Annotated in this window: 16 protein-coding genes and 2 pseudogenes; 8 read left to right on the top strand and 10 right to left on the bottom strand. The window is 67.5% G+C overall.

The genetic code is table 11. The features are described 5' to 3' along the window. Window positions 1–11: 11 nt before the first annotated feature. A complete protein-coding gene (locus ASD48_RS45995; RefSeq protein ID WP_057602429.1) occupies window positions 12–1,181 on the bottom strand; it encodes a hypothetical protein in 1,170 nt (389 codons plus the stop codon). A 1,285-nt stretch (window positions 1,182–2,466) separates the two neighbouring features. Between ASD48_RS45995 and ASD48_RS44205 the strand changes: the two genes are divergently transcribed. From ASD48_RS44205 to ASD48_RS45990, 3 genes are all read left to right on the top strand, one after another. Continuing rightward, window positions 2,467–2,634 (top strand): hypothetical protein, encoded by a 168-nt coding sequence (locus tag ASD48_RS44205; RefSeq protein ID WP_157880637.1) that lies wholly within the window; start codon window positions 2,467–2,469, stop codon window positions 2,632–2,634. A gap of 255 nt (window positions 2,635–2,889) precedes the next feature. Beyond that, on the top strand, window positions 2,890–3,231 hold the full coding sequence (locus ASD48_RS16630; RefSeq protein WP_157880636.1) for a hypothetical protein: 342 nt from the start codon (window positions 2,890–2,892) through the stop codon (window positions 3,229–3,231). Then, window positions 3,195–3,662, top strand: coding sequence for a DUF397 domain-containing protein (locus ASD48_RS45990; RefSeq protein WP_348983216.1), 468 nt, complete (start codon window positions 3,195–3,197; stop codon window positions 3,660–3,662). Before ASD48_RS16630 ends, ASD48_RS45990 begins: the two co-directional genes overlap by 37 nt. On the opposite strand, the gene ASD48_RS16625 is transcribed toward ASD48_RS45990, so the two are convergent. Continuing rightward, entirely contained in the window at window positions 3,590–4,432 is an 843-nt protein-coding gene (locus ASD48_RS16625) for a helix-turn-helix transcriptional regulator (RefSeq protein ID WP_157880635.1), read from the bottom strand. The genes ASD48_RS45990 and ASD48_RS16625 overlap by 73 nt on opposite strands. Before the next feature lie 280 nt (window positions 4,433–4,712). Between ASD48_RS16625 and ASD48_RS16620 the strand changes: the two genes are divergently transcribed. From ASD48_RS16620 to ASD48_RS16610, 3 genes are all read left to right on the top strand, one after another. After that, entirely contained in the window at window positions 4,713–5,186 is a 474-nt protein-coding gene (locus tag ASD48_RS16620) for a hypothetical protein (protein ID WP_057602426.1), read from the top strand. A 696-nt stretch (window positions 5,187–5,882) separates the two neighbouring features. Continuing rightward, window positions 5,883–16,148, top strand: coding sequence for a LamG-like jellyroll fold domain-containing protein (locus ASD48_RS16615; RefSeq protein ID WP_348983215.1), 10,266 nt, complete (start codon window positions 5,883–5,885; stop codon window positions 16,146–16,148). Window positions 16,149–16,171: 23 nt separating this feature from the next. Next, window positions 16,172–16,744 carry an SMI1/KNR4 family protein gene (locus tag ASD48_RS16610; protein ID WP_057602425.1) on the top strand — a complete coding sequence of 191 codons (573 nt, stop codon included), beginning with the start codon at window positions 16,172–16,174 and terminating at the stop codon, window positions 16,742–16,744. A gap of 132 nt (window positions 16,745–16,876) precedes the next feature. Here the strand turns inward: ASD48_RS16610 and ASD48_RS41920 are convergent. Then, window positions 16,877–17,081: pseudogene (locus ASD48_RS41920) on the bottom strand (transposase); the annotation flags it as partial. A 62-nt stretch (window positions 17,082–17,143) separates the two neighbouring features. Here ASD48_RS41920 and ASD48_RS41915 point away from each other — a divergent pair. Beyond that, window positions 17,144–17,680: an SMI1/KNR4 family protein gene (locus ASD48_RS41915; RefSeq protein WP_079073797.1), complete on the top strand. Its 537-nt coding sequence runs from the start codon at window positions 17,144–17,146 to the stop codon at window positions 17,678–17,680. A gap of 454 nt (window positions 17,681–18,134) precedes the next feature. Further along, entirely contained in the window at window positions 18,135–18,743 is a 609-nt protein-coding gene (locus ASD48_RS16605) for an SMI1/KNR4 family protein (protein WP_079073796.1), read from the top strand. Between the two features lie 101 nt (window positions 18,744–18,844). On the opposite strand, the pseudogene ASD48_RS16600 reads toward ASD48_RS16605, so the two are convergent. The 7 genes and pseudogenes from ASD48_RS16600 to ASD48_RS16570 all read right to left on the bottom strand — a co-directional run. After that, window positions 18,845–19,571, bottom strand: a pseudogene (locus ASD48_RS16600) (ABC transporter ATP-binding protein); the annotation flags it as partial. A gap of 23 nt (window positions 19,572–19,594) precedes the next feature. Continuing rightward, window positions 19,595–19,927, bottom strand: coding sequence for an NUDIX domain-containing protein (locus tag ASD48_RS16595; protein ID WP_242432614.1), 333 nt, complete (start codon window positions 19,925–19,927; stop codon window positions 19,595–19,597). 244 nt (window positions 19,928–20,171) lie between these two features. Continuing rightward, a complete protein-coding gene (locus ASD48_RS16590) occupies window positions 20,172–21,311 on the bottom strand; it encodes a hypothetical protein (RefSeq protein WP_079073795.1) in 1,140 nt (379 codons plus the stop codon). An 80-nt stretch (window positions 21,312–21,391) separates the two neighbouring features. Then, window positions 21,392–23,470, bottom strand: coding sequence for a methyltransferase, FxLD system (fxlM, locus tag ASD48_RS16585; RefSeq protein WP_057602422.1), 2,079 nt, complete (start codon window positions 23,468–23,470; stop codon window positions 21,392–21,394). Between the two features lie 16 nt (window positions 23,471–23,486). Further along, window positions 23,487–23,711 carry a hypothetical protein gene (locus ASD48_RS45985; RefSeq protein ID WP_057602421.1) on the bottom strand — a complete coding sequence of 75 codons (225 nt, stop codon included), beginning with the start codon at window positions 23,709–23,711 and terminating at the stop codon, window positions 23,487–23,489. 133 nt (window positions 23,712–23,844) lie between these two features. Then, window positions 23,845–24,696, bottom strand: a complete 852-nt coding sequence (locus ASD48_RS16575; RefSeq protein WP_057602420.1) for a sugar nucleotide-binding protein — start codon at window positions 24,694–24,696, stop codon at window positions 23,845–23,847. Window positions 24,697–24,783: 87 nt separating this feature from the next. Further along, a complete protein-coding gene (locus ASD48_RS16570) occupies window positions 24,784–25,245 on the bottom strand; it encodes a GNAT family N-acetyltransferase (RefSeq protein ID WP_057602419.1) in 462 nt (153 codons plus the stop codon). Window positions 25,246–25,251 lie beyond the last annotated feature (6 nt).

Raw genomic sequence — 25,251 nt, 5'->3', positions numbered from 1 at the left:
GGGGGGCTGTCCTACTCGGCCGGCAGACGGAGCATCGGTTCGAAGGCCGCGTCCTCCTCGCCCTCGACCGAAGGGAGGAAGCCGTCCGGGACGGTGCGGGCGGCCGTGGTGAGGAGGCGGGCCAGGACCTCGGGCTCGGTGGCCGGGGGGAGGCGGAGGGCGGCGAGGAGGCGGTCGCGGACCTCGGGGTGGTCCGGGTTGTCCTCAAGGTAGTCGGCGTTGAGCGCGGGGGGACGGAAGCCGGCCAGGGCGTCGTGCCAGGAGGGGAGGACGATGGCCAGGGTCAGGGCCTCGGCGAGGGACTCCGCGATGAGGGAAGCCTGGCCCTCGGAATCGGTGTAGAGGACGGGGCGGACGCGGTCGGAGCCGGCTGGGCCGCAGAGGTAGTGGGTGCCTCCCGCGTTGCAGCCGGCCACGGGCTCCACCGGGAGACCGGCCGGCAGGGCGATCGACTCGATGGGGTCGGTCCGCGTGAGGTCGAACTCACCGTCGCAGGCGAGGTACGCCTCGACCTCGGGGTCGGCGGCGATCCGGCGGAGCAGGGCCTCGTCGGAGAGGGCGGCCGGGTTGAGGCCGCGGGCGGCTTCGGGGGTCAGGGGGTGGCCCGCGAGGACGTGGCGGACGGTGTCGAGGGGGACGGGCCGCCCGTAGTCCTCCTCGAAGTGCGCCTGGACGGCCTCGGGGGAGCGGTCGGTGAGGAGGCGGAAGAGGTGCCTGGAGCCGTCCGGGTCCGGGCTGCCCGAGGGGAACTCGATGCCCGAGCCGGTGCGCCAGGCGCTGCCGCCGGTCTCCCACCACAGGCAGGCGGTGACCCGCGGGGCGCCGAGGCCCTCGTCGACGAAGGCCGGGACGTCCAGGAGCGGGCGCAGCGCGGCGGGCACCTCGTCGATGACACCGGGCCAGACCTGTTCGTCGTCCGTGGCGTACGGGCTCATCTCCGACTCGTGGTCGAAGCCGCGGACGAGCACACCGGCCGGGGTGAAGAGGACGGAGAAGTCGTCACCCGAGCCGTTGTCCATCAGGGCCGCCTCCGTCCCAGGCCCCCAGGTGGTGGAGAAGGAGTAGCGGGAGAACCGCGGGTCGCGGCAGATCGCCTGGTCCAGCACGGCCAGCGCACGCAGGTACGCGCGGAACTCGGCCGGGTCCGGGAGGAGGGCGGCGGTCGTGTGCACGGTGTCCATGGGCTCATGTAAGCAGCCGGCACTGACATCCAGGGCGGCGGTTCGGTCACACCTGCTCTCTCACACAGGGAACGAAAAGCCCAGCTCACGCAGGCGGGGCAAGCACACTGCGAGGCATTGCTCTACAGACGCGGCATCGGTTCGCACAAGGACGTCCTCGCGCAACGGCGCTCCACTGGCGACGAAGGTCCGCTTGCCCCTCTGCCATCCGCTCAGCGTCGGCCTTGAACAGCACCGTTACGCCCTGTTCAGCCAGTGCTTCCATAATCGCGACGACGTCCACCGGCATTCTTTCCTCCCGAAGCGCTTCGAACGCGCCATCGGACGAACATACTCACCCCGGGCCGGACCCTGGACACCGCCCGCATGACCCAAAGTGACCGATCGGGGCGCTCTGAGCTGGAATACGCGACACCTCAACATGCGAGCTCACCAGTCGGATGAGCTGGCCGCGGCCGCAGTCGGGTTCTGGCCCGTCCTGCCTCAGTGTGGTCGGCACTGCCCACGGGTGCGTATACGCGAACAACAACCCAGGGACGCCGAGTTCGGCGTGTGCGGTGCACGTAAGCCCGTGTGGGTGACCCCCTGTCCATCTGGGGTCACCCACACGCATGCCGCAAGGCACTACTCGTGCCAGCGGCGCGGGCTTGCCGCGCCGGAGCGGTGGCCTACTGGCGTCGGCGTGCGCCAACACGCTTTCTGCCGTGTCTCTTTGCTGTTGTCTAAAAGTGCACCCAGCGGTGAGGGCTCTTCTAAATGCTACCTAGCAAATCGAACCTGAGCATTGTGGCATCAGGGCTGTCGAGTCCGCAAAGCCAACCTGCACGCAAATGAGCCAATCCCATCTGTCGCTGCTCACTGGCGGTGCCCCGCCAGGGGGATGGATCGCGTTGCGGCGATGCTGACTGGGCCGCATGCGGGGTGGGCGCCTGCGGCCCTTCGCAGGTACTCGGATGTGGGAGTGGAACAGGCGTGAGCCAATGAAGGGATTGAGCGGGCATTTCGGGCACAGGGGCCGATCTGTGCATTGCGGCACCGGTGCAGGCCTCTGAGACACTAGCTCTGCCCGCAGGTGGCGCAGCGCCAACTGTGCCTCCATGTAAGCGGGTTGCACCTAGCGGCGAGGGTGCCCGTCCTGTAGCGGCGCACCCTCACAAACTCCACAGAGGGCTCTGACATGTCAAAAAACACACATTCCCGAGGCGCACCCAGCCGTCCCGCGCCTCCCCAGGCGACACCCCCGCGCCTGACCATCTGTCACGTCCTGCCTCTCACGGTCTTTCCGATGGTCGGCAGCACGCTGTACGCCCTGGGTATGCCGATGGCGGATGTTCCCGTCTTCCTCGGCTGGTGCGGTGGCATCGGCGCTGCCGTGACCCTCGTGAGTGCCGGCGGCCGCCATGCGCTGGTTGCCCTAGCCCATGCCGTCCTGGCCGCGGTCGGCTCCAAGTAGGCCGGGAGGTGGATGATGGCACGCCCGGAACGTCCACTGGCTGGGCCACCGCACCGCACCGCCCTTGCCCGCTACCTTCGGGAGATGCGGGCCTCAGCGGGGCTGACGTACATCACGATGGCCGCGCACCCCAACAGCCCCTCACCAGCCACCCTGAAGCGCACTGCTGGGGGCCTGTCCGTGCCCACGTGGCAGCAGATCTCCGCCTATTGCTCCCTGTGCGCTAACGTCATCGACGCCCGGGAGGCAGCTCGCATGCTCCAGCAAGTGTCGTACCTGTGGAAGCGCGCGCGTATGGAACAGCGCGGCACTCTGGCTTTGCGGGGCAGGCCTCCCGCGCTGATCGTGGACCGTGCGCATTTAAGCCTTGCCCTCTTCGTTCTCTATGAACGCGAGGGAGCCCCGCCGCTGCGGACTATCCAGCGACGAGGGGGAGGGGCTGTCCGCCTTCCGCTCAGCACAGCCGCCCGAATCGTCAATCGGCAGGCACTACCGGCGGACAAGAACCAGTTGATTGCCTTCCTCGAAGGCTGCAGAGTTCCGGCACAGCAGCAGGGCCAGTGGGAGAAGGCCTGGAGCAAGGTCATGCGCAGCTGAGGGCTCGACAACGATCGTCCTCGCCGCCTGTCTCCATCAGGGTGCGGCTGCCTGGTGAACTGAGTGGCCTTGGCAGCCGCATCACTCCGGCTCCATACTGCGGTGGCAGATCCGAACGTGCAGAGGTTGCAGGGAGGCTGGTCTTGTCGGATCCGGTACGCACCTGGCGCAAGAGTTCCGCGAGTGAGAACACTAATTGTGTAGAAGTGTGCTTGAGTGGCGATGGTGTGCTCGTGCGGGACTCCAAGTCTCCTGATGGGTTCTTGCTTTCCATGGGCGACACCGGTTGGCGGAATTTCCTCTCGGCTATCCGGGGTGATCAGGCGGCGTTCCGCATGACCCGATTTCTCACACCGAATCAGGTGCTACCTGCAACTTCGTTGACGGGCCGTGCGTATTCGTTCTCTACCTCCCAAAAGGCTTCGAGGTAGTCCTCGACTGTGCGCTGAACATCGACAGTGGCCTTGTCGTGAAGGATGACGCTGCCGTCAGGGTTCTCCAGGTATACGATCCGGTCCTGTTCCGAGCTGGGAAACTCGAAGATCACGTACGCTGAGCGCAGCAGCGGGTACAGGCCGGCTTCATAGGGGATCATGCCGATTCTTACGTGCGGAAGTTGGGCGATCTCTTGAAGATGTTCGAGCTGTGCGCGCATCACCGTGGCGTTGCCGACAACCCGTCTGAGGGCGGCCTCATCGATCAGGAAGTGCAGCTCCGTACCGCTAGATGTCTGCAGCAACCGCTCCTGGCGTCGCATGCGCAGCTCAAGTAGCTCTTCCTTCTCCGGCACCAGAGACTGAGTCAGGATGGCGCGGGCATACTCCTCGGTCTGTAGCAGGCCCGGAATGAACAGGATTTCGAAGTTCCGGACGATCGATGCGGACGCCTCGTAGCCGAGATACGACTTGAATCCTTCGGATAGGACGCCGCGGTACTCCTGCCACCATGGCTGACGCCGGGCTTCCTGAGCGTGGGCGAGCAGCTCGGCGGCCGTGTCGTCGTGAATCCCGTAGAAACCGATCAAGGCCCTCAGGTCGGTAATGGATATTTTCGTCCTACCGGACTCTAGTCGCATCACCTTCGACAAGGACCACACCATTTCGTTGGCTACTTCTGGTTGCGAGTACCCCGCGTTCTTGCGTGCTGCCTGCAATTGGGCACTAAGGCGCCTGCGTAGATATATGGGGTCGGCGTCAGGCATGAACACCCCCTCTAGGCGCCTCAAGTCATTGCGGTCAGATTTTGCGGCTCGGCGTTAAGTGACCGGAGGCGTTAGGCTACGCGCATTTGTGCCACGTGTCACTATGCTGCCTCGAGTCTGAATGCAGAGGTCTAGCGTGTGAGGAAGAGCGGTGACGTGAGAGAATGAGTGAAGCTACCGTGCAACTTGTGATCAGCTGTCAATTCGTGGGGTGGCCGGTCGAGGATGGATAATTCCGAAGATCCAGCACTGTGTCCGCCGCACGGAGGAACGTACCGGGATGGTCGAGCAGCTCGACACAGCCACCGATAGGGACGCCCATGTCCCCCCGATTATCTCGCTGGCGCTGTGCCTGGAAGCGGTGGAGGGCCTGCAGCAGCGCGCCGACGCGTCCGAGGTTGCACGCAAAGCTCACCGACTCGCCAACGCAGACACCGTCTTCGAAGGCCGGCCCACTCCGCCACCGGTCCGCATGCCCTGGCCAGACCGTCTGCACGCTGCAGTGGGCGCCTACCGCATCCACCAAGCTGCCTTGGCCGGCTACTGTGCCCGCCCGCAGGCCACCCTCGGCGAGGATGCCCGGCCGCCGTGCGGGCTGCTCCTGCCTGTGATGTACGACCGGCTCGTGTACGGCCTGTTCGGCCTCGTCGGCCACGCCCTCGACATCGATCTCCATGACCACGCTGGCCTCGCCGACGGCGTCCGGGACCTGTACGCGGAAGCCGGAGCGGCCTCGCCGCATCTGAAGGAATGAGTCCGTGGCGGTGCCGCTGATGATCAGCTCAAGACCCCCACGTGTACGACGGCAACTTTGTGGTGGTCAGCGAGGGCCGACATCCAAAGCCGAACGATCTGCGGCTGCGGCTGAACGGGGATCTTGGTGAAACGGCTCAGGTCAGTACCGCGCCCCGCGGGAGGTGTCGAGCTGGATGGTGGCACCAACAGGTCTCTGACCAGCGTGTTTTGCGTGCAATGTGGCGTGATCATGTTCACTTAGCCTTGTGAAATCTTGTGGATGTCTTGTGATTTGTTTGGAGATCCTTTAGGAATTGCCCACTCGTGATCTTTTGGGTGGGGGGATTCCGTGCGTCCGGCACGTCCGCTGGTTCTTGCTGTTGTCTTCGTCCTGGCGGTGTTGGCCGGGACGGAGCAAGTAGCTTTCGCTGTAGGTCAGTCCGCGGGTGTCGGTTCCGAGGAAGCCCCCGACCAGCGGTGGGGTTCCGCTGCGGGGCGCGGTCACACCGCCTCCGCGCAGGCGACGGACGCCTCCGCGAAGGGCGGGCGCGACGGGGCGCTTACCGGGCGGGGTGAGCTGCCGGTTGAGCAGGCCGACGGCGTTACGCGTCTGCCCAGCACCGCCCGGACACCCAAGCCCGGACAAGCCGTTGAGGTCGAGGCGCCCGGAACTGTCACTTCGCAGGGCTTCGACGCCAAGCGCAGCAAGGAGGTGGTGGGGGAGCGTTCAGAGCGAGAGCGCACCTATTTCAACCCGGACGGCACTTACACCACCCGCTTCTACACGGAGCCGGTCAACTTCCTTGCCAAGGACGGCAGCTGGAAGCCCATCGACACGACTCTCGTACCCCAGGAATCGTCGGGGCCCAGCACGATGAGCGCGGGGGAGGAGGGCTGGGAGACCGGTTCGACCGAGGCGCAGATCGAGTTTGGTGGAACGGCCGACGCCGACCCGGTGGTGCGGATGCAGGTCGACGAGGGGGTCTCCGTCGGCTACGGACTGGACGACGCGCACCCTGTGGCCGGGCAGGCCGAGGCCAGCACTCTCACCTACGAGAACGCGCGCACCGCCTCGGACGTGGAGTTCATCGCCGGCAGCGACTCGGTCAAGGAGACCCTGGTCCTCAAGGACGCCGGCGCGCCCACCGAGTGGCGCTTCCCGCTGGAGCTGGAAGGCCTTACCGCGCAGCTCGACGCCCACGGCAATGTGGTGTTTGTCGACGCTGAGGGCGCTGTTCGCGCCTGGACTCCCGCCGGCTGGATGCAGGACTCGAACCTCGCCCCCGACTCCAACGAGGGCGTGATCTCCTCCGGCGTCACCTACAGCCTGGCCGTGGAGAATGGTCGGCAGGTTCTGGTCGTCACGCTCGACAAGAACTGGCTGTCCGCGCCTGAGCGGGTCTTCCCCGTACGTGTCGACCCGTCGGTGCAGAGTGTGGCCGCCACCTCGGGCACGTACGTGGAGTATCCGTACACCACCAACTTCGCCTCGGACACGGTCCTAAAGGTGGGCACGTACGACGCAGGCAGCCACAAGGCGTCGGCATTCCTGCGCTTCGCGGGGCTCGAGACCACCCTGAAGAACGCCTGGGTGGTCAGCGCCAACCTCGCGCTGTACAACACCTGGTCGCAGTCGTGCACCGCACGGCCGGTGACTGTGCACCCGATCACCTCGAACTGGGCTGAGTCCACCACGTCGAAGTGGCCCGGGCCCTCGACGGGTGCCTCGCTTGCGTCGAAGAGCTTTGCGCACGGCTGGCGGCCCTCGGGCGCGGAGACCTGGTCCTGCGGTGCCGCGTGGGAGACCATCAAGCTCGGTGCCGCCGGCCGCAAGCTGGTCGACGACTGGACGCACGCCCGTAAGAACAATTACGGGCTGGCCGTGAAGGCGTCGGCCACCGACTCCAAGAGCTGGAAGCAGTTCGGCTCCGACGACTACCCGGGCGGCAAGCCGAGCCTGGACGTCACCTGGACCAAGTACGGCGCCGCCTACTCGCTCGGCGACTTCACCGCCCCGGTCACCGCCACCACCGAAGGCGTCGAGAAGGTCACCGTCACCAACCAGGGACAGGCGACCTGGCCCGCGAACGGCAACTACAAGCTGCGCTATAACCTGTTCGACGCCGCGGGTAAGGAGATCACGGACAGCACGAAGATCCGCTGGACGGCGATGCCGCAGGCCATCTCGCCCGGTGAGTCCATCACGCTGGACGCGAAGGTCGCCCCGCTGACCCCCGCCACCTACACCGTGCAGTGGACGATGGAGGAAGTCGGCGTCAGCCGCTTCACCGCCGCCGGCGTACCGGGAGCGGCGGTCAGGCTCTCCGCAGTGAACATCCCACCGCAGCTCACGGCGGAATCGCCCGGCAGCGGCATCACCGTCAACACCCTCACCCCGACCCTGTGGGCCAAGGCCACCGACGCGGACCGCTACCCGAAGGCGGCCCTGCAGTACTCCTTCGAGGTCTGCGAGGTCGAGGGCAGCAACCTGCGCAAGGACTGCAAGACCGGCACGCGCGGCGACGGACAGCAGTGGGCGGTGCCGTCCGGCTGGCTGTCCTGGGACAAGACGTACGCCTGGTACGGGTACGCCTACGACGGCTCCGCCACCTCCACCCGCCCCGGCGCAGCACTGCTGACCACGCAGGTCCCGCAGCCCGCCGTGACCAGCCATCTCGGCGGCGCCGACGAAGGCAAGGAGATCGGCACCCGTGACGGCAACTACGTCACGGCCGCCACCGATGCCGCACTGACCACCGTGGGCCCCGAACTGTCGCTGACCCGCACCTACAACTCCCTGGACCCGCGCACCGGCGGAGCGTTCGGCACCGGCTGGTCCACCCGCTGGGACATGCAGCTGCGCGAGGAACCGGCCACCGCGTCGGTCCTCATCACCCTGTCCGACGGCTCTCAGGCCAGGTTCGGCAAGAACGCCGACGGCACCTACACCGGACCGTCCGGCGGCTCACTCACCCTGGCCCGCCAGTCCACGGACTGGATCCTGCGGGAGCGCTCCGGCGCCACCTACCGCTTCCTGGCGAGCGGCGTCCTCACCAAGATCAGCGACGTCGCGGGCCGCAGCCAGAGCATCACGCACGAGAGCGCCACCGGCGGCCCGGTGAAGAAGGTGACGGACGACCTGTCGGGCCGCTCCCTGTCGTTCGGCTGGACCGGCCAGCACGTCACCACCGTCACCACCAGCGCCATCGATGCCAACACACCGGGCTTGACCTGGTCGTACACCTACACCAGCGATCAGCTCACCAAGGTGTGCCCGCCGACGTCGACGACCAAGTGCACGATGTACGAGTACGCCACCGGCTCGGTCTACCGCAGTGGCGTGCTGGACTCCGCTCCCACGTCCTACTGGCGGCTCGGCGAGGCCGAGGGCTCCGTGGCCGCCAGCGAGGCCGTCTCACGCACCGGTCTGAACGACGCGGTGCACCGCGACACCCAGCTCGGCGCAAGCTCGGCGATCGAAGGCACGGCGGACACCTCCGCAGGCTTCGACGGCGCCGACTCGGTCGTCGAACTGCCGGCGGACACGCTGAAGACGTCCGCCTTCCCGACCATCGAGGTGTGGTTCAAGACCACCACGGCGGCCGGCGTGCTCGTCAGCTTCCAGAACGCCGACGTGGGGGAGAAGCCCACCACCGCGCTGCCCGTTCTGAACGTCGACGGCGCGGGCAAGCTGCGCGGACGCTTCTACCTCTCCGGTGGCGTCTCCGCGGTCCCCATCACCTCCCCGCAGGCGGTCACCGACGGCGCCTGGCACCACGCGGTGCTGACGGCCGCCGCCAACACCCAGAGCCTCTACCTGGACGGCGTGAAACTCGGCTCGATCAGCGGCGTCATCGCCGAACAGTCCCGCGAGTACGCCTTCCTCGGCGCCGGCTACGCCAACGGCGGTTGGATGGACATGGCCGCCGCCTGGTACCCGTTCACGGGCCAGATGGACGAAGTCGCCTTCTACGACCACACCCTGGACCCCGCGACCGTCGCCGAGCACTATGCCGCACGCGCCTTCGTGGGGCAGCTGACGAAGGTCACGCTCCCGTCCGGCCGACAGCACGCCACCGCGACCTACGACACCGTCAGCGGCCGGCTCACCGAGCACACCGACGACAACGGCGGCACCTGGAAGGTGTCCGCGCCCACCTACTCGACCTCCTCCTCCACCTACGCGGACACCATCCAGCGCAGCACCCCGACCGGTTACTGGCGCCTGGGCGAGCGCGGCGGTGCCGAAGCCGCCAGCCCCCTGGGCGAGGACCTCGCCGGCAGCTACCTGGACGGGACACACCTCGGCAGCGCGGGCATCTTTTCCGACGGCGACGACACCGCGGCGAGCTTCACCGGCGACGGCGCGGTCGAGATGCCGGCGGAGTCGCTGGGCACCAGCACCGCCATGTCGCTCGAGCTGTGGTTCAAGACAGCCAGCCCCGGAGTGCTGGTCAGCAACCAGGACGCCGACCTCGGCGACACCCCGGCCGGCTGGCGGCCCATGCTGCTGATTGACTCCGCAGGCAAGCTCCGCGGCCGTCTCTCGGGCACCGGAACCAGCCTGCTGTCGAAGGAGACCCTCACCGACGACACCTGGCACCACGTTCTGCTCACCGGCAACGCCGGCATGCAGGCCCTGTTCGTGGACGGCGCCCTCCAGAGCACCACAGCCACCGGCGTACCAGCCGACCGCTACGCCCACGTCTTCGTCGGCGGCGGCTACTCCTCGAGCGGCTGGGACGGCCAGGCCTCGGCCTACCGCAACTTCACCGGCCAGATCGACGAAGTCGCCTTCTACGACAAGCCGCTGGTGACCTTCACCCAGACCGCGGGCGTGTGGAAGTACGTCCCCGTGGCAGCGGGCCAGACGGACGCCCCCAACCAGCACATCCAGGCCCGCCGCAGCCTGGTCGCCGGGCGCGGCGATCAGTACGACGGCGTCGCGCTCGCCGATGCCCCAGCCGCCTACTGGCGCCTGGGCGAAGACGAAGGCACCGCCCTGGGCAGCGAGGTCGGCGGCCCCGGAATGTACGCCACCTTCCGCCCGGATGCCGGCGCCGCCTCACAGCTCGACCAGAGCGGCGTGTTCGGCGCGGGCGACGACCGGGCCGTAAAGCTCAGCGGCGGAGGTGCCGTGCAACTGCCCGCGTCGACCCTGGCGGGTACCGCGGACATGTCCGCAGAGCTGTGGTTCCGCACCACCACCGCCTCCGGGGTCCTGCTCGCCTTCCAGAACGCGGCAGCCGGCCAGACACCCACCTCCGCCCTTCCCGTCCTCAACGTCGACGCCGCAGGCAAGCTGCGCGGACGGTTCTACCTCACCGGTGGGGTGTCCGCCGTACCCATCACCTCACCCGCCGCGGTCACCGACGGCGCATGGCACCACGTCGTCCTGACAGCGGCCAGCACCACCCAGAGCCTCTACCTGGACGGCGTGCAGCTCGGCTCGATCACTGGCGCGGTCGCCGACCAGAGCCGCACCTACGCCTACCTCGGCGCCGGCTACGCCAACGGCGGCTGGATGGACCTGCCCGCCGCCACCTACTACTTCAACGGCCAGCTCGACGAAGCCGCCCTCTACCGCGGCACACTGACCGCCGACCAGGTCTCCGCCCACTACCGCGCCCAAGCCGAGGCCGCCGACTCCGGCCTGACCTCCACCGTCAAGGTCACCGACCCGCAGCAGCACACCAGCACCACCAGCTACGACGCCCTGCGGGGCCAGCGCGTCCTTGCGGCGAAGGACGCCACCGGCGCACTCACCTCCTACGCCTACGACACGGCCGGCAACCTCCACACCGTCACCGACCCCAACGGGCACGCCACGGTCACCGGCCACGACGCGCGCGGCAACGCCGTCTCCAGCACGACCTGCCGGGACGCCGACTCGTGCTGGACGAGCTTCTCCTCCTACTACCTCAACGCCAGCGACCCGCTCGACCCGCGCAACGACAAACCGCTCACCCTCAGCGACCAGCGCTCGAGCGACTACAAGGACACCCGCTACCGCACCCAGTACGCCTACAGCACGCTGGGCCTGCCTACGACGGTGACCCGCCCCGACTCCTCGGCCGCGACGACGACCTACACGGCAGGCACCGAGGCTGCCGTCGGTGGCGGCACGGTCCCGGCCGGCCTGGTGCTGACCCAGACGACGCCGGGCGGCGCCAAGACGTCCTACCGCTACTACGTGAGCGGCGACCTGGCCGAAGTCACCTCGCCGTCAGGGCTGGTGACGTCCTTCACCTACGACGGCCTGGGCAGGAAGACCGCCGAGAAGCAGGTCTCCGACGCCTTCCCGGCCGGCGTGAGCACCAGCTACGCCTACGACGCGGCCTCGCACGTCGTCACCGAGACCGGCGCCGGCGTACAGAATGAGATCACCCAGGTCACCCACACGGCCGTGACCAGCCGATCCTTTGACGAGGACGGCAACTTGCTGTCGGAGTCGACGAAGGACACCACCGGCGGCGACCCGGAGCGCGCCGTCACCTACCACTACGACGCCCACGGTCTCAATGACAGCGCCACGGACGCCGAGCAGAACGCCACCCAGTACGAGCACGACGAACTGGGCCGGACCGTCGGCATGACCGACCCGGCGGGCACCCACTACACGTACACCTACACGGCCCGCGGCCAGCACGCCACGACGGTCCTGGACGACTGGACAGGCGACCCGTCCGGCAGTACTCGCGACCTAACAGTGACCTCGAACGCCTACGACCCGGCCGGCCGCCTCGCATCCACGACCGACGCTATGGGCTCCACGACCACGTACACCTATTACGACGACGGCCTCGCGGCCAACACCACCGCCAAGCAGGTCACCCAGGCTGACGGCACCCGCCACGACATCGTGCTGGAGTCCGACACCTACGACCCGGCGGGCAACCTCACCAAGCAGGTCACCGGCGGCGGCACGACCACGCAGACCTTCACGGTCGACGCACTGGGCCGCACCCAGACGAGTGTGCTCGACCCCTCCGGCCTGAACCGCACCGCCACCTACACCTACGACGGCGACGACCGCGTCAAGGAACAGACCCAGACGATCTCCAGCACCAAGAAGCTCACCACGACCTCCGAATACGACCCGGCGGGTAACGTCACCAAGCAGACCGTCACCGACGGCACCACTACCCACATCACCACCGGCACCTACGACGACCGCGGCCTGCCCCTGACCTCGGTCAGCCCACGCGGCAACGCCACCGGCGCCGACCCGGCCGCCTACACCACCACCTACCGCTACGACGCGCTGGGCCGCCCGGTGCAGCAGACCGCCCCGGCCGTGCAGACCGAAGAGAACGGCGCGGCAGCCACCACGGCAAAGCCGACCACGATCACCGGATACAACACCTTTGGCGAGGCCACCGACGCGCAGGACGCCCGCGGCAAGTTGACCCGCACCGAGGTCAACCGCCTTGGCCGCACGACCGCCGTCACCCTGCCCGACTACACCCCGCCGGGCACCTCGACCGCCCTGACGGCGACCGCACGCACCACCTACACGGCGCTCGGTCAGCCGCAGACGGCGACGGACCCCCTGGGCCGCGTCACGCGCTACACCTACGACCAGTTCGGGCAGCTGACCGCCCAGACAGACCCGGCTGCCGACGCTGCGGCGGCGGTGTCGGCGGAAACCGACCCCGACCTGCTCAACCCCGAGAGCGCGGACGGTGGCAGAGTCACCCGCATCACCTGGACTCCCACCGGTCTCCAGCTCTCGGTCACCGACCCGATGGGCGCACGCACCGAAGCCACGTACGACGAACTGGGCAGGCAGCTGACGGCGACGACCGTCGAGCGCTACCCGACCAGCGCCAACCTGGTCAGCCGCTACACCTGGGACGACGCGGGCAACCAGACCGTGTCGACGACACCGGCGGGCATCAGCACGACGAGCACGTACAACGCGGCCGGCGAGCCGAAAACGTTGACCGACCCGGCCGGCACGACCAAGTTCGACTACGACGGCCTGGGCCGCCAGACGGAGACCACGGACGCGACCAACCGCCGCACGACCACGGCCTACGACGCCCTCGGCGACATCACGGCCAGCACCGACTACGGCACCGGCACGACCGCCCTGCGCACGGCGACCGCCGAATACGACGTCGAAGGCAACCGCACGGCGGCGATCCCCGCCGGGAGCAAAGCCCGATCGACGTACGCCTACGACGCACTGGGCCGCACGAGGACCCAGACCGAACCGGTCACCGCCACGACATCGATCACGACGACACTCGGCTACGACGCCGCAGGCAACCTCACCCGGCTGACGGACGGCCGCGGCAACAAGACCGTCTACACCTTCAACAGCCTGGGCCTGCCCGAATCGACCATCGAGCCGTCCACGACCGCACACCCGAACACCGCCGACCGCACCTGGACGACCGTCTACGACAAGGCCGGCCAAGCGGTGACGGAGCTTCTGCCGGGCGGAGTGAAGCGTGAGCGCACGTACGACGGCCTCGGCCGTCTGACGAGGGAGACGGGCACGGCCGCGGAGGCTTCGACGGTGACCCGCACCATGGGTTACGACCTGACCGGCCGCCTGACCTCGATCGGCACGGCGGACGGCCTGACCCGCAACACGTACACCTACAACGACCAAGGCGCGCTGCTCACCGCCGCAGGCCCGGGCGGCACCTCCGCGTACGCCTACAACGCCGACGGCAGCATGACGCAGCGCACCACCACGGCAGGCACCACCGACTACACCTACGACGCCGCCGGCCGCATCGACACCGTCCGGGACTCGATCACCGGCAACAACGTCCTGTACGACTTCGACGCGGCAGGCCGCCCCAGCCTGGAGCAGTACGCCACCAGCCCGACAGGCACCGCGCCGTACACGATCACCGCCAAGCGCACCTACGGCTACGACGAACTGGGCCGCCTGAACACCGACGCCGTCACGTCGGCGGACGGCACGACCAGCGTGGCCTCCACGACGTACGGCTACGACCTGGACGACAGCCTGACGTCGAAGAAGACCACGGGCACGGCAGGCGCGGGCACCAACACCTACACCTACGACTACGCGAACCGCATGACGTCCTGGACGAAGGACGCCACGGCAACCACGTCGTACGAGTGGGACGCGGCGGGCAACCGCACCAAAGCAGGCACGACGACAGCGACCTTCGACGCCCGCAACCGCCAGCTGACGGACGGCACGACGACCTACACGTACACCGCACGCGGCACCCTGTCCTCAACCAGCACCGGCAGCGGATCCACCCGTGCACTGACTTTCGACGCCTTCGAACGCAAGATCACCGACGGCGGCGCAACATACGCGTACGACTCCCTGGACCGCATCCAGACCCGAGGTTCAACGACCTTCACCTACGACGGAGGCTCCAACAACCTCGCCGGCGACGGCACGACCGACTACAACCGCACACCGGACGGCACCCTTCTCTCCCTCTCCACCGGCACAACGAAGCAGTGGGCCCTGACCGATCAGCACACCGACCTGGTCGCCGGCCTGACCACGGACGGCAAGTCGGTGAGCGGCTCGACCTCCTACGACCCCTTCGGTAAGGAATCGGCAACGAACGGCTCCACCCCGGCGGTCGGCTACCAGTCGGGCTGGACCGACCCGGCGAGCGGCGATGTCAACATGGCCGCCCGCTGGTACCAGCCGGGGACGGGATCCTTCGGGTCGCGGGACACCTGGCAACTGGATCCGGCGCCTTCGGCGCAGGCCAATCGGTACACATACGTCAACGGAGGACCGCTCAACGGGACCGACCCGACCGGGCACCTGCTGCATCCCGACGGAGGTGGAGGGATTGGGCCTATCTCACTCTCAACGCGCGTTTCCATCAGCCGGAGCTACAGTTTCCAACCCCGCTCCGGGCCCGGGCAGGCACGGAGAGCGCCGCAGCGGGGCATGAGGCTGCCCGCAAGGTCAGGGGGATCCTCATCCTTCGCGATGGTCGGCGGCAGTGTCGGTAGCCTTGCAGAGGTACTGCGCAAGCAGGCCGGCTCTCTCGCTTCGGGACCGGAGGTGGGATGGTCCGGGCTCGTCGATACCCGATCCGGCCGTGGGCCGGGCACGGGTACTGGTACTGGCAGGGGAGGCGGTACCGGCACGGGTAGCGGCGGAGGCAGCGGTAATTGCCCGCGCAGCTGCGTGATCATCCCGCCGGCACCACCGATCGACCAGAACCCCAACAACGGCCCGGACCCGGCGACGGCTCCGACGCGGGACAGGCCGGTACCGGACTGGGAGGACCAGACCTGGTCTGCCGGACAGGGAGTCAGCGGGACGATATCGGCCCAAATGATGCTCGATCTCGCGGGACTCACTGCGTACATTCCGCTCGAAGCCCTGGCCGCACTCTTCTCCGGTGGGAACGGGTCAGAGACAGGCAGCCGCACAGCCGGGGACTGTCGCGAGGAAGGCAAGGGCTGGGTGCGCTACGGCGTTGTGGACAGCACACACGGCAACCGGGCAACCACCATGAACAGCTGCCTTGACAGCGCCTACCTCGCCGCAAACGAGGGATCGCCCGTTAGTACCCTGTCCACCGGGTACCACTGGGCCAAGGGCAAGGTCAACGAATGGGGCTACCCGCTAGACTCCTACTGGGTCAATGCCTGCCACCTGCTCTCGAAGCAACTCACCGGCACGGGCCGCGACCCCGCGAACCTGTCCACCTGCACGCGTCCCTCGAATGCCATGGTGCGAGGTGATGACCGCATCGAAGAGAACTTCCGCTACTACGAGAAAATCGTAATGGGTGCGATCAAGGGCAAAAAGGTGGTGCAGTATTCTGTGACGCCGAACTACACCGGTGACCGGGTCGTCGCCAGCTCCTGGACGTTCAACGCGACCGCATGGGACAAGAACGGAAATCAATCCGTACTGTTCACTGATGGTGAGGTCCATAACGAACTCGGCGGTAAGAATCTCGGCCTGCAGAACGACGAAGACGGAAATCCCGTACCCGTCCGGTAGGTACAGGGAGGAGAGCAGTATTTATGGCAGCGCGAAATAGCTTCGAGGTATTGACGGAACTGCTTCCTCCGTGGCCGGGCAGCGGCCTGGCCGTGGACTGGGCAGCGGTCGAGGAAGCCTGGGGGCTTGAGTTTCCCTCCGACTACAAGAACCTCATCACCCACTACGGCGATGTGCTCTTCGGGGAATATCTTGAGGTCATCCCCCCCTCCACCGTCACGCCGGCAACGTGCGACGAGCCCGGCGCGCCGCGCGGCGGCATGGGTTTCATCACGGCGGACACCCGTGACACCTGGGCGGACACGGAACCCACTGGAATCGACGCCGAACCCGAGGAATTGGTGACCTGGGGAGCCGCGATCAGTGCCGACCTCTTCTGCTGGCTCACCCGCGGCGAACCGAGCAAATGGCCCGTACTGGTCTACAGTCGCGGCGACGACGCCTGGACCCAGCACGACTTCGGCATGACGGAGTTCCTGGTCCGCGTACTGACTGCGCAACCGGGCGTCGAGACGATGGAGGGGACGATGTTGTGGGGCGACAGGAATCCTTCGTATCTCAATTCCGCGGAACGTCGCCGCGCGCAGGGAAAGTGAGCATTTCCAGTAAATGACCACAACTTTGTGTGGTCACTCAAAATGGTGCGGTCGTAATCTAACTAAGGATGGTCCCGTAAACGATCTCTGGCGCAGCCTGGGCGTGGGGGTCGGCGCGCGCGGGCTGCTCGGCTACCCGGCGAGGGTGAGGTTGTGCAGGCGGGCGATGCCGAGCATGGCGTGGTGCACGCCGTCGCCTTTGAGGCGGCAGTCGCGGAGGATCTTCCAGCCCTTCATCCGCGAAGGTGTGCTCGACGCGGGCGCGGACCTGTTTGTGGGAGCGGTTGTGATCCTCTTTCCAGGCCGGGAGTTTCTCGCCCCTGGTGCGTCGGACCGGTCTAGATGCCTCGGTGGCCGACGATAAGTGAACCGTCTTAGGCTCAGTGAGAGGAATTGGTAATGTCGCATCCTGTGGTCGATCGTATTCGGCAGGTGCTTCCGCCTCCACCGTCGGGCGGCGACGCGATCGATTGGGAGATGCTCGCTAGCTCTACTGGCTGGAAATTTCCGACAGACTATAAGGAGTTTGTCGAAATCTACGGAGGTGGGGAGATCGATGAGTACCTGTCCGTGCGTACCCCGCCTACTGCTGATGGATCTCCCTTCGGGAGGCTCTTGGAGGGTACGGATCCGGCTCTCACTCCGGACTGCCGTGCGGAGTTGGCCCCCAGCCTTCCGGCTTCTGAGGAGTTAAGGCTGCTGCCATTCGGTGCGACAGCAACCGGCGATGTCGTGTTTTGGTTGATCGAAGACGCTCCGGAAAATTGGAAAGTCGTCATTTTTAGGCGGCAGTCACCCTCCGGGACGAAGCGATGGTCAATTTTTGACGGTGGCATGGCCGATTTCTTTTGGTCTCTCCTGAATGGGTCTCTCGAGCCATTCAGTCAGAACTTTTCGGACGAGTCGCACACGTACCTTAGTTGGCGCGACGACTGAGGAAATGGCGATCGTAGGGCAACTTACTCTGAGGTGTGGGTACGCCCGTGTTGGCGAGTGTTCAACACTTGAATCCCATACCCGAAATTTTTCCGAACTCTGAGACCGTGTCTGAGGTCTTTCGTTTCTTGGTGGGGCTGCGGTCGTTTGAGCCGTCTGCGGGGCACGATCGAGGTGGGTATCCGTCTGATCTGAAGGACGAGCAGTGGACGCTGATGGAGCCGTTGCTCCCGCCAGCCAGAGTGGGGCCGAAGGGCGGCCGGTGGGAGAAGCATCCGCGACGCCGGATCGTTGAATGGCAACGAAGGGACGGAGAGCAGGGCCTTGGCCCCGCGTCGTGATACTCGCCGGACTCTGTCCAGACTCGGTTTCGGCGTGGGCGTCCGTGTCCGGAACGGCGTCAGCCCCTTCGATCTGGCCGCCCGCCCAGCCTTGAACCCTCCGGAGTCACGAGATGGCGCAACATATCGAACTTCTCACCCGTTTGATGCCGCCTCACCCAGGTGCGGGGGACACAGTCGACTGGGGCCCGTTGGAGCAGAGTTGGGGAGTACGGTTCCCCGGCGACTACAAAAAATTCATAGCCCGCTATGGAGCGGGGGCTATCAGTGACTATGTGGTCATATTCTCGCCAGAGTGCCGGGCCGAGGACGGGGCAGAGCCTGCCTTCCAGGGGGTGGAGGAGGAGACGCTCAACGCGCAGCAGCTCTGGAGTGCCAAGGCTCCCGGAGGGGCCGGTAGTGATCGGGTGATCGTCTGGGGTTTCGACTCCAGTGCGGACATCTTGTGTTGGCATGTCGCGGGTGACGATCCTGATGGCTGGCCTGTCATGGTCTGGAATCAGGATGACGTGGCCTGGCAGGAGTACCCGTGTGGTGTGGTCGAGTTCCTCTGTCGCGTGCTGGATGCGGATTTCGACGAGTGTCCCCTCGGGGGACTCACACTCTGGGGTAACGCGTCGCCGCGCTTTTTGCATCGAGACGAGGAACGGCGACTGCGTGCTTCCGGTCTTGACCCGTGGACAGGGGAACTGGACCCCTTCGCCGGGATGTTCGGCGCCTGATACAGGCATGCCGGGCGTCATCCAGGTCTCGTCCTTGAACTCGCGGAGGTCGTCGTCGCACTCCGCGTAGACCAGTCGGGCGGCACGGGCTGCTTCTTCGACCGACTGGCCCGCACATGCTTGAGCCAGCTCATCACCGACACGTACGTTCCTGGGCCACGCGCATGGCACCCCAGCCGCGCGGGGCGGCGATGAGGATCAGCATGGGCAGCAAGGCGGGATGGAGGACGGCCAGGACGCCGGCGGTGGCGATCAGCGAGATGAGGCCGTTCAGCCGGCGACACAGACACCGATCATGCGGCGGGCGGAGCCCGGACCGTACTGGGCGACGTCGACGAGCCGCCGGAAGTCGGGGTCGTCGATGGCTTCCAGTTCGACACGTGCGGCGGCGGCCAGGCATTGGGTGGTGGCGATCCGCTCGACCATGGGTTCCAGGCGCCCGGCGCGAGAGGTCGACCACGCGGCCAGGGCGGAGTTGACCACGCCGATGGCGGCTGCGGCCAGCAGGCCGGGCAGCAGCGCGTGAAGTCGTTGGGCGGCGTCGCCGCTGCTGGCGAGCAGGGCGTGCATGACGGTGTTGATGGCGAGCAGGCCGACGGCGGCGGCGATGCCCTGGCCGATCTCGCTGACCGCCACGGCGAGCAGCGCCCGCCGGTCGGCGCTCCACGCCATGCGCAGGGCGGCGCCGACAAGGGTGGGCATGGAGCGCAGTGCGGACATCATGGTGAGGTCCAGGCCGGCGTGTTCGTGGTGGGAGCAGCCCAGGTCGTAGCGCAGCGGTCCGCCGAACAGCTCCTGTTCGGCGTCGGAGACCTGGGGTTCGGCCATCTTGACCGGTCCGAAGAACCTTTTCACTGTGCGCCTCCCGGGGTGGGCCAGTTCAGTGCTCGGTATGACGGGCCGTGGGTGAGCATGCGGAAGATGGCGACGGTGTAGGGGTGGCAGTGCGGCGGGGGTTTCTCCATCGGCACCCAGAACAGCCCTTCGTGCTTGTCCGGCTCGGCGTTGTACGGCTCACCGGTCCAGGACTGCGCCACGAACACGGCGGTGATCCGATCCGTGCCCAAGGGTTCGTGGTAGTGGACCAGGCCGCCGAACTCTTGCTGGTCGGCGCTGATGCGGACGCCGGTCTCTTCCTTCGCTTCGCGCCGTGCCGCGCGGTCCAGCGGTTCGTCTGCCTCCAAATGGCCTCCGATAACGGTGAGCTGTCCCGTGCCAGGTCCGTGTCGGGCCTGCGGCGCACGCACAGGGCAGTGCCGTTCGCCCGGAGCAGGATCTGCGCCACGTCCGCGATCAGCGGGTGAGAGGCTCTCTTCAACGCCGTCCCTCCTGCATCAGTTGCTTGACAGTGGCTCGGCCGCGCACGCCCGCAGGCCGGTCACCCAGGGGGAGCATTGCCTGACCTGTCGTGTAGACGTAGCCACCGTGTCAGGCGTTATGCCTTGGCCTTGGGCCGATTCCTCGGCTGGGTGAGGGAGGTGCCATGCTCGCGCGGATCACCTCGTCACTGAGCCGTAGGGCTCGAAAGAGTTGGGCGCGATGCGGGGCGGGCAGGGCGCCGCTGCCGAACGCGCATGCGCGGACAAGTTCGCGGGCTGCCTGAGTCTCCTTGGCGGACACCAGTTCAGTGAAACGAGAGTTCGCCAGGCACTCGCGCGCGGCGTAGCCGTCGGTCGCGACGGTGACTCGGCTGTGCAGTTCCTCGGCGATGCGATGTACCGCAAGACTGTTGGGCTGGTGGTGGAGATCCAGGATGGTCAGGCCGAGCCGGGTGTCGAACACGGTCGTGCCGGGATCGGGCTGGCGTTGGATGTAGGTGTCCACCAGTTCGGAGAGCAGGGAGCCGACGGGGTGGTGAGCGAGCTGATGGCATATCACCGCCAGGCAGGACGTGACGGCGTCTTCCCAGGGCTCACCGGGGGCCGTCTGCGCCACGATGTTGGCTGCGTCAGCCGGGTCGTGGCCGAGGGCCGCGACTACGGCGACCTGGCGGCCGTCGAGCATGCGCTGTCCGATGCCGTTGTGCTTTTCGATGTGGGCCAAGGCATCGTCCCAGCGGCCGGCGGTGGTCAGGGTGCGGGTGCCGTCGGCCAGGACCACCCGCCACAGCCACGCGCGTACCTCGTGGCGGTCGGTGTCGCTGGTGGTCAGCTTGGCGGGCATGTGGATGCCCTCGAACTGGGCGTCTGTGCCGTCACTGATGGCCTTGTAGAGCGTGAGCAGGCGGTGCCTGCCGTCCTCGGTATTGCCCGCACGGATTTGGAGGCGGGCGAGGTTGACCACTGGTTCGAGCGCCCGGATCGCGGTCATGGCCGGGAGTGGTGCGGCGTGAAGGTAGGCGGCTGCGTGCTGGTGGCACCACGTGCGTGCGAGATGGGGAAGCCCGATGTCGGAGGCGAGGAGAGCGGCCTGGTTATAGACCGAGGACGCCAGGCCCGGGTCCGCTTTGGCGACCGCACTGTCGGAGAGTTCGACCAGGGCGTGAATGCGTTGGGGGAGGGGCAGGCAGGCGGGGCGGAAGCGAGAGATGAGGGGGAAGCGCTGGGCTACGGGGCCGTGCGGGTCCATGAGGTCTCCCCAGGAGTGAACGGCGAGGAGCACGGCGTGGGGTGCCCGTCGGCGGGCGGCGGGCACCCCACGCTGATCGGCTACTGCCAGGTGACGAGGACGCGGTTCAGCGGGGTGTCCAGGACGAAGACACCGGGCTGCTGCTCGATCGCAGGGCCGTCGAGCGGAAGGATCTCGAACGTTGCTTCACGGCCGCGGTATGCGCGGTCCCAGGTGCGGATGGCGTCGGCGACCTTCGCGACCAGTTCCTCGCTGCCGGGTCCGTGGCCGATGACACCGAACTCCCAGAGCTTGCCGCCCTCAGGCGTCTTCTCCTCGGACAGGCGCCGGGCGAGGTAGGTGACCGCGCCCTTGTCCACGGCCGCCGTGGAGGACGGGTACGGGTCCTCGGTAAGCACGGTGCCCTTGGCGGTCGTCGGGAACAGCATGCGGATCAGCCCGGAGGGCAGGGAGCAGGAGACGAACAGCTCCATCCACTCCGGGCTCTCCATGGCGCGGACCGTCATCCCGGTCCACTCCTCGGTGCGCGGCCGGTCCAGGACACCAGTGAGGGCGTCGGCGTCGATCTGCTGCCCGGCCGGCGCCTGGAGCCGTACGGTGCCGTCCGCGGCGAGCGGGACGACGCGCCTGTCGTCGTCGGCGATGCCGCGCCTGAGCGGCATGAAGGTGTTCATCTGCGAGCCGGACGACACCCACCGTCCGTCGCGCTCCCCGTAGACGATGGAGCGTGAGACGCTGCCCTTGAGCCGCTGAGGGGTGACGAGCCGGCCGCCGGGGGCGAGTTGTTCGAGCCAGGCGTGCGGGATGCCGTGTGCGCCCACGGTGGCGATGATCCGGTCGTACGGTGCTTCCTCGGCGTGGCCGAGGGCTCCGTCGCGGGTCAGTGCCTCGACGTGGGTGAAGCCGGTGGCGGCGAGGTGCTCGCGGGCGCCCTGGACCAGGTCGTCATCGACGTCGAGGGTCGTGACGTGTCCGTCGGGGCCGACGATGTGGCCGATCAGGGCGGCGTTGTATCCGGTGCCGGCACCGAGTTCGAGGATGCGCTCACCGGGCTGGGCCTGGAGCTGGTCCAGCATGAGGGCGACGACGTCGGGCTGCGATGCGCAGGAGATCGATGTGCCGTCGGTGTCGTACTTGATGTTGACCGGAGCGTTGGCGTAGACGTCGCTGAGCGGCGTCTGCGGGACGAACAGATGCCGGGGCACGGTGCGCAGGGCGGTTTCGACCGCCAGGGTGCGGGCGTGGCCGTCGGCCTGGATCTTGTCTACCAGGGCGTTGCGGAGCCGGGTGGCCTCGGCCTCGGACGTGGTGAGCGGGACGGTGTTCACTGCCCCGACGCTAGCGGCCTGGGAACCGGTCGCTGCCGTGGACGCGGTGTTGCCACTTGATCTCATGACTGCCTCTCGTGCCGTGTGGAACAGGGTGTGCTGATCTGCGGTGGGCAGACCTGCACGGTTGGCGTGGAAGATCACGTGGTGGGCGATGACCGCGCGCACACCGCGGGTCAGCTCCCCTTGGACGGCCAGGTAGGCCAGCGTGGTACCGGCGCGCTCGAAGGCGGCGATCCACTCGGTGTGGCCGTCGAGCGGGCCGCCTTCCCGGCACAGGCTGCGGGCTTCGGCGGACATCAACGTCTGCATGGCCGCTGGCAGGGCGACGGACCGCTCGGGGAGGGGCGCGCCGGGGTCCGGGCGCAGAGCAGCAGCCTTGGCCCAGGCGTCTCCTTGCTCGAACCAGTCGAGGTTCGCGGCGCGCATCAGGCTGCTCATCAGCAGCACGGCTGTCTCACGGCGGCCCAACTTCCGTGGCGCTGGCTGGTAGTCGAGCAGGTGGCGGCTGTCCTCGTGGAAGAGGGTGTGCGCGGCCGTCATCGCGGCGGCGCCGCCGAATGCGTCGGTCTCCGGTTCGTAGATGCCGGTCGTCCAGGACTGCGCGATGTTGTCGCGGACCAGGTTGTCCAGTATCGCCTTCACGGCCGGGGCGGGGCGGTCGGCGAGGTACCGCAGTGGCCAAGGCTGCTTGTTCATGAACCACCAGCCGGTGAGCTGGTCGCCTTCCGCCTCAAGGAGCACCGGTGCGATGCGGTCGGCGGCGGCTCGCCGCGCGGCCTGCCGGTCGGTGAAGGTGATGTTGTGTTGCTGCCAGCGGCCGGGAGCCATCCAGCTCCTCTCGGGCTTACGCGATGAGCAGGCAGGCGTCCCAGCCGTTGCGTGGTGGCACGGCACTGGCGGCGCTATGAACTGCCAGCGCTATCCCGGCTGCGCCATCGAGGAGGCCGGGCCCCGCGCGGTCGTTCACGGTGATAGCGCGGCGTGCGCCGAGGGCGAGCAATGCCAGGACGGAGCCGATTTCGTGGGCCATGCCGTTGTTGCCGTGTCCGCCCGGGAAACGGTCGTCCATCCGCTGGTTTTCGGGTAGCCATGTGGCCTTCCGCAACGGGGGAAGTCGGCCAGCTTCACAGTGATGGGCCCGCTGCTGCCCGAGTTCAGTTTGGTCGTGGCGTCGTAGAAGTTTGCGCCGTGGACATGGATGGTCAGCGGTGGGAACGATGCCCGTCCTCCCGGAGGCGAAGGAACTCCCGGGCGCCGCGCAGGGGGGTGCGCAAAGACCGTTGGGTCGTCCGACTGTCGAGACGCACGTCAAGAGCTCCGGGAACGGTGCTCTCGGCTCGGAGGCCGGCGGGCAGCCGGGAGGCGTCGAGACCGTCGCGCCTTGCGATGAGGACGCCGAGTTCGTGGCGGCTCAGGGCATCGGATCCCGCGGCATGGTGGATTCCCACAGTGCCGCTCAGCGCCAGTTCCAGCAGTGCGGCGGCCAGGTCTGAGACGTGGACCGGGCATCGAATGTCGTCGGTGAACAGGGCTCCGTCGACCGTACCAGCGGCGAGTTGGTGGACCAGGCGCTCGTGCACGGAACGCCCGTGGCCGATGATCAGCGACGTGCGGACGACGGCGGCTTTCGGGTGCACCGCGAGTACCCCGGTCTCCGCGGCTGCCTTGGCTGCGCCGTACGGGGTGACGGGGTCCGGGAGACAGGACTCGTCGTAGTGGACGCGATCGGCGCCGGAGAACACCGCGTCGGTGGACATGTGGACCATGCGGGTTCCGCGCTTCGCTGCGACTATGGCGAGCTGGAGGGGGCCTTCTGCCGTAACTGCCCAGTCGGCCCCGCCGCTCGATGCGTTGATGACGACGCGCGCGTTCACCTCGGCCATGATGGCGTCCAGGCTTCCCGTGTCCCGCAGATCGAGCGGGCGCCACGCGCTTGGTGAGGCGGTTCCCGCCTTGGTCGTGTACGTCGCGACTGTCGTGTGTCCCGCCGCACTCGCCTGCCGGACCAGCTCGGACCCCAGGAAGCCGGACCCACCAACGATCAGAATCGTCATGTGCGTCACCGTAGTCCCGCAGGCCCCATCGGGACGGCGGCCACCCGGTGTTCGGGTGACCGCCGTCATCGTCCGGCCGGGAAGCGGCTATGTCTGCGGCTGCCAGACGTAGCGGACATCGGGCTCGCGCTCGTCGTTGCGCTGACCGTCGGTGCGCTCGGCCTCGGTGAAGCCGTGCCGCCGGTAGAAACGCCGGGCCGCGCCATTGACCTGGAACGTCCACAGTGACAGGCCGTCAGGCTGCTGCTGTTTGGCCAGGGACATGAACCGGTCGCCGAGGCCCCGTCCGCGCCATCCCGGTTCGAGGTAGAGCTGCTTCACCTCCTCTCCCTTGAGCACCAACAGGCCCACCACGCTGTTCCCGGTGACGGCGACCCAGGTCTCGTACTGCGGCACGAGCACGTGGGCGAACCAGTCCCGCACGTCGCGTTCGTCGTGTGCGCAGCGCACGTTCGGCAGCGCCGCGGCGTAGGAGCGCAGCCACACATCGGCCGCGGCGCATGCGTCGGCGGCGAAGGCCCGGCGAAGGAGAACCTCGTTGCTGCTCATGGCGCG

The sequence above is a fragment of the Streptomyces sp. Root1310 genome, assembly GCF_001426425.1.
GTDB lineage: Bacteria > Actinomycetota > Actinomycetes > Streptomycetales > Streptomycetaceae > Streptomyces.
This window is presented reverse-complemented; position numbering and strand designations above follow the sequence as displayed.